Origin of the sequence: Nocardia sp. CA-135953, from assembly GCF_050955735.1 — a bacterium.
Classification (GTDB): Bacteria; Actinomycetota; Actinomycetes; order Mycobacteriales; family Mycobacteriaceae; genus Nocardia.
The window spans coordinates 5,772,837-5,782,640 of the sequence record NZ_CP192082.1; the positions used below are offsets into that span (position 1 = coordinate 5,772,837).

Sequence of the window (9,804 nt, forward strand, 5' to 3'; positions counted from 1 at the left end):
GGCTGAAATGGCGAAAGGTGCTCTGACCTGCGATAACTCGACTTGCGAAGGTTGAATTGATCGAGGTTTTGGAGCACCTTTCTGGTGAGCGAGTCTATCTCCCCGTATCCGAGGCTGGTCATCGACGGTGACGGTGCGGGTGTGGTGTCACACGCGGGTGCGGTGCTGCTGCGTACTGCCGAGAAAACCGGTTTGATCAGGGGTTTATCGGGACAGTTGGTGCCGTGGCGCAAACCGATGGCCATCCACGACCCGGGCAAGATCGTGCTGGATTTGGCGGTCTCGCTGGCGGTCGGTGGTGACTGCGCCTCGGATGTGGCGTTGTTGCGGGCCGAGCCAGGTGTGTTCGGTCTGGTGGCGTCGGACCCGACGGTGTCACGGACGATCACCGCGTTGACCGCCGACGCACCGAAAGCGTTGGCCGCCATCGCGTCTGCGCGTGCGGATGCGCGAGCACGGGCGTGGACGCTGGCCGGCCCTAACGCCCCCGATCACGGCATCAGCATCGACAAGCCGTTGATCATCGATCTCGACGCGACGCTGACCGACGCGCACTCGGAGAAACAGAACGCCGCACCAACATTCAAACGCGGCTTCGGTTTCCACTCGCTGTGGTCGTTCATCGACCACGGTGCGACCGGCACCGGCGAACCCGCGGCGCCGATGCTGCGGCCCGGCAACGCCGGTAGTAATACTGCCGCCGACCACAAGCATGTGCTCCGCGAAGCCCTATCCCAGTTGCCGTGGCGACCGTTGTGGCGGGTCGGACGGAAAGTGCTGGTACGCACCGATTCCGGCGGCGGCACCCACGAATTCCTCGACTACTGCCACCGCCGCCGACTGCAGTACTCGATCGGGTTCACCCTGACCGACGAGATCGTCGACGCCCTCGACACCTACCTGAGCGTCGCCGACTGGACACCGGCCTACGACGCGGACGGCCAGGTCCGCGATGGCGCCTGGGTCGTCGAAGCAACCGGCATCACCGACCTGTCCGGCTGGCCACCGGGCATGCGCCTGATCGTCAGAAAAGAACGCCCGCATCCCGGCGCCCAACTGCGGTTCACCGACCGCGACGGGCTGCGGTTGACCGCCTTCGTCACCAACACCACCCGAGGCCAGCTACCCGACCTGGAACTACGCCACCGCCAACGCGCCCGCTGCGAAGACCGCGTCCGCGCCGCCAAAGACACCGGCCTGCGCAACCTTCCGTTCCACAGCTTCAACGCCAACCGCATCTGGCTCGCCCTCGTCGCACCCGCACTCGACCTGACCGCCTGGATGCAGACCCTCGCCCTGCACGACCACGACGCACGCCGCTGGGAACCGAAAACACTACGGCTACGGCTGTTTTCGCTTCCCGCCCGCCTGGCCCGCCACGCCCGACACGTTCACCTGCGCCTATCGGCACACAACCCATGGACCAGCCTCGCTGTCGACGCCTTCACCCACCTGGCAGCACCCTGACCAGCACAAACCCGCCCCTACAACCATCGAAAGGACTACCGGACCCGTGGAACCCGGCAACCAGCCCGCTGACACACGGGCCGGTCGAGCACACCCACCAGCCCGGATACCATCTGAAAACCCCAATCCGAACCCGATCACGCCGGGCCGAAGGCCCGGCGAAAAATTGAGGTTAGTGCCAGTGCCTCGTCTCGCGCCAGAGCCATTGTGATCCGCCTTGCCCGTCCACCTGCGAAATTGATCTGCCAGGCATGGTTCATGCCGGACTCGAAATTGCACTGCCAGAGTGATCGTCACCCGGCGAGATATTGAGCAGCTGCATTCATGAGTACGACGCGTTTTCGAAGCACATCAAGCTTCGACCTATAGAAACAGTGTCATTTCAAGTACTCGAGTTTATACAGGGTTGCCGCACGACCGGTGACCGCGCTGGCAACGTAAACTGCAACGACCACCCCATCGCCTGCACCACGGACATGCTGATCAGCAGATCTCCCAAAGTGCGGCAACAACTGTCGGATCAGGTCACCAAGCACGCCTGCCACCCTCACCCACACCGGACCATTTCCCGGAGCAACACGCCGAGATTTAACAGCAAGATCACACTCTTTGCACCAGACCCATCCTTCTGAGAGCCGACAAGTCGGCCCACCACCTTGTGGGTACCCCATGCCGACGGACTACCGCAACACCGCCCGACCCGCATCAACCCCGCGACACCACGAATTCGACCTCGACCGAGCGCAGTGATTGAAAACGACTGCCGAGAACGGTTATTGACATGGAGTGCACTCAAAGTCATAGCGTCTTGTTGTATGACGAACGCACAGCAGTCGAACACACAGAATGAATCTCCCGGCCCGGAGGGTACGCGGCGTGGTCGCATTCGGCTCGGTTATCAGATGCCGAGCTTCAGCCATGCGGCCTCGGCACGCGAGTTGTTTCCGTCGGTGATCGCCCAGGCGCGGGCAGCGGAGGCGGCCGGGTTCGATGCCGCGTTCGTAATGGATCACTTCTATCAGCTGCCCACCATCGGCGCACCCGATGAGCCGATGCTGGAGGCCTACACCGCACTCGGTGCGCTGGCTACTGCCACCGAGCGAATTCAGTTGTCCACCTTGGTGACCGGGAACACCTACCGAAACCCGGCCATGCTGGCCAAGACGGTCACCACCCTGGATGTGATCAGCGGCGGGCGGGCCGTGCTGGGGATTGGGGCCGGCTGGTTCGGGCTCGAGCACACCGGCTACGGATACGAATTCGGCACGTTCACCGACCGGTTCGAGCGGCTGGAAGAGGCACTGGGAATCATCGTGCCGATGCTGCACGGCGAGCATCCCACCGTGGACGGGAAGTGGTACCACACCCAAGAGGCCCTCAACGAGCCGCGCATCCGCGACGACCTGCCGATCATGCTCGGCGGGGGTGGCGAAAAGAAGACCTTCGCGCTGGCCGCCCGCTACGCCGATCACATCAACATGATCTGCAACGCAAGCGAGTTGCCCCGCAAGATCGAGGCGCTGCACGCGCGATGCGAGGAGATCGGCCGCGACCCGAAAACCCTGGAAACCAGCTACCTGGGCTACATGATCATCGACGAGGACGGCGATCGCGCCCGCAAACTTCACGCCGAAATGCTCGCGAAGCAGGCCGAACAGGATATGTCCGGCCTCTCCACACCGGCCTTGCGCCAGGGCCAAACCGATCGGCACTTCGTCGGCGATCCCGACGACATCGCCGAGCAGATTCAGCGGCGCGTTCTGGACCAAGGCGTGCACGGCCTCATCGTCAACATGGTCACCAACGGCCACCAGCCCGGCATCCTCGAGCTCGCCGGCCAGACGCTGAGCCCGCTGGTGCACAGGGACTGACATCGATCCTCGAAGGTCGGTGCTCACGCGTCGGCTCTCCCGCTGGTGACCAGCCACAGGAGGTCGCCGAATTCCTACCGGGGTTCGCGCACCAGTGGCGTCCAGCTTGGGCGGACAAATTGTCGCGACACGGCAATTTCCGCAGTGCCAGGTCAAATTTGACCGCCGAGGCCGGTGGAATCCCGGTATACGACCGCAACGCTCCCAGCTGCGCTGGTTTTGGCTTGCCCTGTATGCGGGAACGGCTCGAAACCATCGGGGCCGTCTCGACGGTCCGGACGGCGCCGGGGCGGCTGCGCGTCGCGCTGCTTGCCGGGGTTGCCGATGATCTCGGTACGGAGGATTGGGAACACCGGATCACGAACCATCTCATACTGCCGTGTGAGAGCGGCCGACGTGGTCACACCTGCGAGGGATTGATCTGACCCGGTTACCGGCGATGAAATCTCGGAATGACCATGATGACTCATCATCGGCGGTGGGCGACGGCGATCGCGACTGCCCTGGTGACCGGGACTCTGCTGCTCACCACCGGATGCGACAGTTCACCGAATCCGACGTACTCGCCGCAGTCGGTCGCCGAACGCGGGCAGCTCATACGCGCCGAACACTTGCGCACCTACTCCGTCGACGACGTGAAGGCGGACCTCACCGGCAACGGATTCGACTCCAGCGCAGCACAATTCGGCGTCGAAACCTACCGGCTGGTGTACCGCACGATCGATCTCGATGATCGGGCGACGACGGCGAGCGGCCTGCTGGCGCTGCCGCGCGGCGGCCAGCACGAACTGTCGACGGTGGCATACGAGCACGGCACCCAACCCACTAAGTCAGACGCTGCGTCTGTCGTGCCGGACAGCGGCGATGTCGCGGCGGTACTCACCTATGCGGCCGCCGGGTTCGCCGGTGTCGCTCCCGATTACCTCGGCTTGGGGCTCGGTTCGGAACCGCACCCCTATCTGAATGTGCCGTCGGAGACCACGGCGTCACTGGACATGCTGTGCGCGGCGCGGACCGAGGCCACAGTGCTCGACCGGCAGCTGCGCGACAAGATCTACATCACGGGATTCTCACAGGGCGGACCGGCGGCGATGGACTTGGCACGTACATTGCAGGCCGGACCCGATAACACCTGGCGAGCGGCCGCGGTCGCCGCGATCAGCGGCCCGTTCGACCTCCGGACCGCCGAGTTACCCGCCGCGTTGAACCACACGCTGGACCCGGCATCCGCAGGCTTCTACACTGCCTACCTTCTTGTGTCCTGGAATCGCCTGCACCACCTGTATCAATCGCCCAGTGAGGTGTTTCAGCCGCCCTACGACACGACGATGGACCAGTTGCTGGACGGCACGCGTACTAATGACGAGCTGCATCGAGGCTTCCCCGACAGCATCGACCGCCTGCTGACCCCGCATGCCATGGACATGCTGCGCAATCCGACCGGCCCGCTGGCCGATGCCCTGCGTGTCTCCGACAGCACCTGCAACGACTGGACCCCGCGCCTGCCCATCCGGCTCTACATCGGAGACAAAGACGCCGACGTCGCCACCGAGAACAGCGCACAGTGCCACACCTCACTCCAACAACACGGGGTCGACGCCCCGATCATCGACGTCGGCCCCGTCGATCACAACGGTTCCGGCATCCGCGGAACCGCTTTGGCACTGAGTTGGTTCACCCAGCTCGATGCCGCGAGGTGACGGGCGGGGCAACGACCACGGACCCATCCATTGGCCTCGGGCGGCTCCGTCGGGCAACACAATGCCGATAGGCAACCGATCAGCGGATGACAGGACGCGAGCACGGCTCGGTTCGCCGCTTCGTAGGCGTCGGCCTCGGCATCCTCGAAGTCCATGACACGCACATCGGCGGCTTGGCCGGGCAAGCTGTCGAACAAATCGGCACCGACCAGCTCAGCGGGGGCCCGCCTTCGCGAGGTGACGGGTGACCCGACGTCCTTCCCGACGCGGATGCGGTCCTCGCAGCGGGCGCGGTGGCCACGACGTAGTTCCAGATCTGCGAGCTGACATTTACCGTTGTTGGTAGCGAATGCAGTCAGCTGGTTGCCGTCGTGGTCGGGTAGGACATCCAGGCGGCGACGATGGTTTCGCGCAATCCGAACCTGATCGAGTACCGCTTGCCGGACTTGACCGGAATGGGTTGCGCATCGGTATCTGATAGGTAGTTCCTGCACGGTGCAGCGCTGAGACAAAAGAGATCGACCCGCCAAAGTATGCGGTAGGTCATTCGGCATCACCTGTGGGCCGGAGCCAGTTCCACCGTCCGCCAGCTCATATCCGCGGATTCGCCGAGCCGGTCGACTGCGGCGGCGGCAGGCGGCGGCGAGTTCCGCTGCCTACGCATCCGGTGTGCCGGCCTGTTGGGGAACGCGGTTGTCTGGTGGATGTCCGCCAAGTGCGGTGTGGTCCGCTGCTTCGGTTATCCGTCCGTTGGTCTCCGGCAGGAATCGCCAGATGATCACAAGCGCCGGCAGGAACAATACGCACAGCACAGACACCGTATCGCCGACATTGCCGATCAGTCCGGTGGTGTGGTCGCCGAGCAGCCCGACCAGCGCTGGCCCACCGGCTGCCCCGCTGGCCTCGAACACGTTGCGGATCCAAGCGACCGCGGTGCTCCTGATCTCGGTGGGAAATAGTTCGGCGTCGAATGCGGCGAGCACCGGGATCATACCGAGCGTGCCGAACACGGCGCAGAACATGGCCACGAACGCGATCACCACCGAGGTGGTCTGATACAACACCACCAGGGTGACCATGGAGCCGACGCCGTAGGCCAGCGCGGTCGGCCGGCGGCCGAACCGGCGCATCGCCCAGCCGCAGACGAAGAACCCGGACAACCCCAGGCCGTACGCACCCACGAGGAACAGCGCGATGTCGCCTGTGGTCAGGCCAATTTCCCGCTCGCCGTGGAAAGCGAGCCAGGCCAGCGCGCCGAAGTGCGGGATGCCGATCAACAGGTGCGTCAGCCCGAGCAACAGCAGATTGCGCCGGTACCGTCTGGCCCACGGCGCGAGGAGCGCCGGCCGGGCCGGCCGCTCATGCCGGACCAGGTGGAACCGTCGGCTTTCGCTGATCTGCCTGCGGTAGTAGGTCAGCGCCGCCAGTGGCAGCAGACCGATCAGGTAGAACGCCCGCCAGCCCAGCGCACTTCCGAGCAGCCCGGCGCCGACCAGCACACCCACCGCGATCGAGCCGAACGCTGAGCAGGCGGTCAGCGTGGCCAGCGCTCTACCCCTGCGCCGAGCGGAGAACTCCTCGACCACCATTGTGATGCTGACCGCGTACTCCGCGCCGAGGAACAACCGAGCGCCGAGCTGGAACCCCGTAAGTGACCAGATATCCCAGCTCACCGCAGACAGCGCGGTGAACACGGTGTAGACCGCGACGGACCAGAGCAGCACGGGACGTCGGCCGAACCGGTCGGCCAGTCGGCCGACGAAGAACGCGCCGAAGCCACCGAGATCGGTGACGAAGTGCGCCACCCCGAGGGTGGCTTCGCCGATGTGGAAGCTGCTCTGAATATCGGGCAGCAGGATCGAGAACAACTGGGTGTCGTAGCCCTGGAAGAACAGCGCCGAAGCGAGCAGGATCAGCAGCCGGCGGAGGTAGCTGTCGGTGCGTGACGACAGACTGGGAAGTTCGGTGTCTTCGCTGGTGGGATTCATGGCGCCCATCTCAGGGGCGCAGCACGAGTTTGCCGGTGGTGACACCGGATTCCAGCAGCTCATGCGCCCGCCGCACGTCATCCAGTGGGAACTCGGTGATCGGCACGTGGAATCGTCGGGAGCTCATCCCAGCCATCAGTTCGGCCAGCCGAACGGGCAGTTCATCCAGGTGCGCGTCCAAGTGACTGGCGAGGTAGAACTCGCGCAGGGCAAGATTGCGCCGCGCCCCTATGAAGTCGTGGGCGAGCCGGCCCAGATCCGGTTCACCGGCCGCTCGGCCGCACAGCACCACCAGGCCACCATCGGCGGCCATCCGGAAGCTGCGGTCGAATTCCGGCCCGGCGACCGAGTCGAACACCGCATCCACGCCCCGCCCGTCGGTCAGCTCGCGCACCGCGGCCACCGGATCGACATCGCGGTAGACGATCACCTCCGCATGCCCCGCCTTGTCGGCGATCTCCGCCTTGGCCGGGGTCGAGGTGAGCCCGATGGACCGGATGCCGGCGGCGGCAAGGCATCCGCCGAGGAAGCAGCCCAGTCCACCGGCCGCGGCATAGGTCACCACGGTGGCACCTCCGGGCAGATTGGCGATGGTGCAGAGGAACGAAGCGCTCAGGCCGGCCACCGGCAGTACGGCCGCCTCGGCGTCACCGACCTCGTCCGGAATGGGCAGCAGCGCATCGGCCGACGCGACGAGCTGGTCGGCGTAGGCACCGGACAGCACCACCCCGACCACCCGCTGGCCGAGTCGGAGCGACCGCACACCTGGCCCCAGCGCGACTACCTCGCCTGCGAAGTCCGAGCCTGGGATGAACGGGCAGGGGGTGCCGGTGGTCGGCCGGCGCTGCTGCACGTCACGGAAGTTCAGTGCGATCGCCCGCACAGCCACCCGTACCATGCCTGGTCCGGGTTCCGGCACCGGCGCCTCGGTCAGTTCCAGTACGTCCGGTCCGCCGAGCCGCTGGACCGTCACAGTTCGCATCATTCTTTATATTTACAGTCGTAAATGTACATCTGTCAATCTATTGGCACGCAGAGCCCGCCGGTAGAGTTCGTCGGGTGACGCAGACCCGCCGACAACGCAGCCCACGCGGTTCCGGCGAGCAGCTGCGCGAAGCCCTGCTCGCCAAGGCCGCCGAATTGCTCGACACCAGCTACGACGTGGACAGCCTGTCCATACGCACCCTCACGTCAGCGACCGGTGTCAGCCCGACCGCCCTGTATCTACACTTCGCCGACCTCAATGAACTGATCCGTGCGGTCAAACAGCGCTGCTTCACCGAACTGGGCGACCGGCTGCGCGCCGCGATCGCAGCGCACCCCGACGACCCGAGACAACGGCTGCGCGCTGCCTGCCACGCCTATCTCGCCTACGCCAGGCGCCATCCCGGCCACTACGCGATGATGTTCCACACCACCGCGCCGGTCGGCCGGACGGTGTCCGCGCCGCCGGACGAGGTGCGCACCGCCGGGATCGACACCTTCCGACTGCTGGTGCACGCCATCGCCGAAGCCCTCGGCTGCTCGGAGCACGACGCATTCGAGGCGGCCGCCGCCCTGTGGACCAGCCTGCACGGCAGGGCGCACCTAACCGCGACCTTGCCCTGGTTCGGCCTGCCGGACGAGGACCGATACGTCACATTGCTGGTCGACCAACTGGTGGCTCTGCACGAGGAACGCGACCAAACCAGCCGGACCAGCCCCCGGAAGTAAATTCCACGGCAATCGAAGCAGAGTGGATGCGCCGCGGAATCACTCGTACAGCGGGCTGGGTGGTGAGCTGGTATTCGCTCTCCGAAGGTTGCCGTGGGCTACAGCCGGGCCGAGTCGGTTCCGATTCCGTGGAGCAAGGTCTGCACGATCGTCGTCGCAAGGGCGTCCGCATCTTCGCTGCTGTTGCCACCGTGACCGGCTTCGTCGATCAGGGCGTGGTAGACGCGACGCGCCCACCGCAGATCGACGTCGATCCGCGGCAGTCCGGTATCCCGGGCGCGGCGAAACAAATCGTCACACCGTGCCAGCAGGTCGGCGTGTAGCTGCGCCACGACGGAATCGATCGGGGTGGTTCGGCTCATCGCGTTGTGGCGCGCGCGATCTCCGCCCGCCTCCCCGAACGAGCCACAGTGCGCCTCGCCGCCCGTGTCATCCGCCCAAGCCGGTCTTCGCACCTCGCCACCTGAACCTGGACAACATCGACCGCGCTACCAGCTACATCTCGGGGCTGCAGCCCCACTCCATCCTCACCACCATGTTGCGACGCCGCGTATCGGCGCGCCGATCCGACGGCGCGAGTCAGGCCCGCCGATACGTCATCCGAACGACGGCGCGGGGTCAGGACGGATAGAAAAATACGGGGCCGAGGATCGGCAGCTCTTGCATCCGCAATTTGTGGGCATTCCCATCCGCATCGCCTTGCCAGCAGTCAAATGTGGAGCCGTGGAAACTGAAGCATACGATGCGGGTGCTCTTGCCATACGGTGAGACGATTCGTATCTTGTTGGCGGACGGATTCCAGAAGTCGAGATCCGTCGGCGTGACCGCGTTGGTTATCTCGTACACCCACGATCCAGGCTCCGGCCACTCGTCGGCCGCCGCAGTGCCCGTGCCCAATGCGAGCATGGCGCCGGTCGCTGCGGTGATGGTGGCGAGCGTTGTAAACCGGGAAGTCCGGCTCATTCTGATCTCCTTCGATCGAGATTGTTACTGACCTGGCGGTGTGCCGGACGAACATGTCGGCGCGCCCCGATATCCGCGCATCGCCGAATTGGCAATGAACTG

8 protein-coding genes are annotated in these 9,804 nt (G+C 65.1%); 4 read left to right on the forward strand and 4 right to left on the reverse strand.

The features are described 5' to 3' along the window. Positions 1–84: 84 nt before the first annotated feature. The 3 genes from ACQPXH_RS26635 (at position 85) to ACQPXH_RS26645 (ending at position 5,038) form a co-directional block, all read left to right on the forward strand. Positions 85–1,467 (forward strand): IS1380 family transposase, encoded by a 1,383-nt coding sequence (locus tag ACQPXH_RS26635; protein ID WP_433599212.1) that lies wholly within the window; start codon positions 85–87, stop codon positions 1,465–1,467. A 902-nt stretch (positions 1,468–2,369) separates the two neighbouring features. Then, positions 2,370–3,338: an LLM class F420-dependent oxidoreductase gene (locus ACQPXH_RS26640; protein ID WP_433599213.1), complete on the forward strand. Its 969-nt coding sequence runs from the start codon at positions 2,370–2,372 to the stop codon at positions 3,336–3,338. Positions 3,339–3,790: 452 nt separating this feature from the next. Beyond that, positions 3,791–5,038 carry an alpha/beta hydrolase family protein gene (locus ACQPXH_RS26645; protein WP_433599214.1) on the forward strand — a complete coding sequence of 416 codons (1,248 nt, stop codon included), beginning with the start codon at positions 3,791–3,793 and terminating at the stop codon, positions 5,036–5,038. A gap of 656 nt (positions 5,039–5,694) precedes the next feature. Here the strand turns inward: ACQPXH_RS26645 and ACQPXH_RS26650 are convergent. After that, positions 5,695–7,026, reverse strand: a complete 1,332-nt coding sequence (locus ACQPXH_RS26650; RefSeq protein WP_433599215.1) for an MFS transporter — start codon at positions 7,024–7,026, stop codon at positions 5,695–5,697. Positions 7,027–7,036: 10 nt separating this feature from the next. Continuing rightward, complete coding sequence (locus ACQPXH_RS26655; RefSeq protein ID WP_433599216.1) at positions 7,037–7,999, reverse strand: quinone oxidoreductase family protein; 963 nt, start codon at positions 7,997–7,999, stop codon at positions 7,037–7,039. 86 nt (positions 8,000–8,085) lie between these two features. On the opposite strand from ACQPXH_RS26655, the gene ACQPXH_RS26660 reads away from it, so the two are divergent. After that, entirely contained in the window at positions 8,086–8,739 is a 654-nt protein-coding gene (locus ACQPXH_RS26660; RefSeq protein ID WP_433599217.1) for a WHG domain-containing protein, read from the forward strand. Between the two features lie 98 nt (positions 8,740–8,837). Here the strand turns inward: ACQPXH_RS26660 and ACQPXH_RS26665 are convergent, their stop codons facing one another. Continuing rightward, the gene (locus ACQPXH_RS26665) at positions 8,838–9,194 is read right to left on the reverse strand and encodes a hypothetical protein (protein WP_433599218.1); all 357 of its coding nucleotides are present in this window, start codon (positions 9,192–9,194) and stop codon (positions 8,838–8,840) included. Positions 9,195–9,357: 163 nt separating this feature from the next. Next, entirely contained in the window at positions 9,358–9,702 is a 345-nt protein-coding gene (locus ACQPXH_RS26670) for a hypothetical protein (protein WP_433599219.1), read from the reverse strand. Positions 9,703–9,804: the final 102 nt, after the last annotated feature.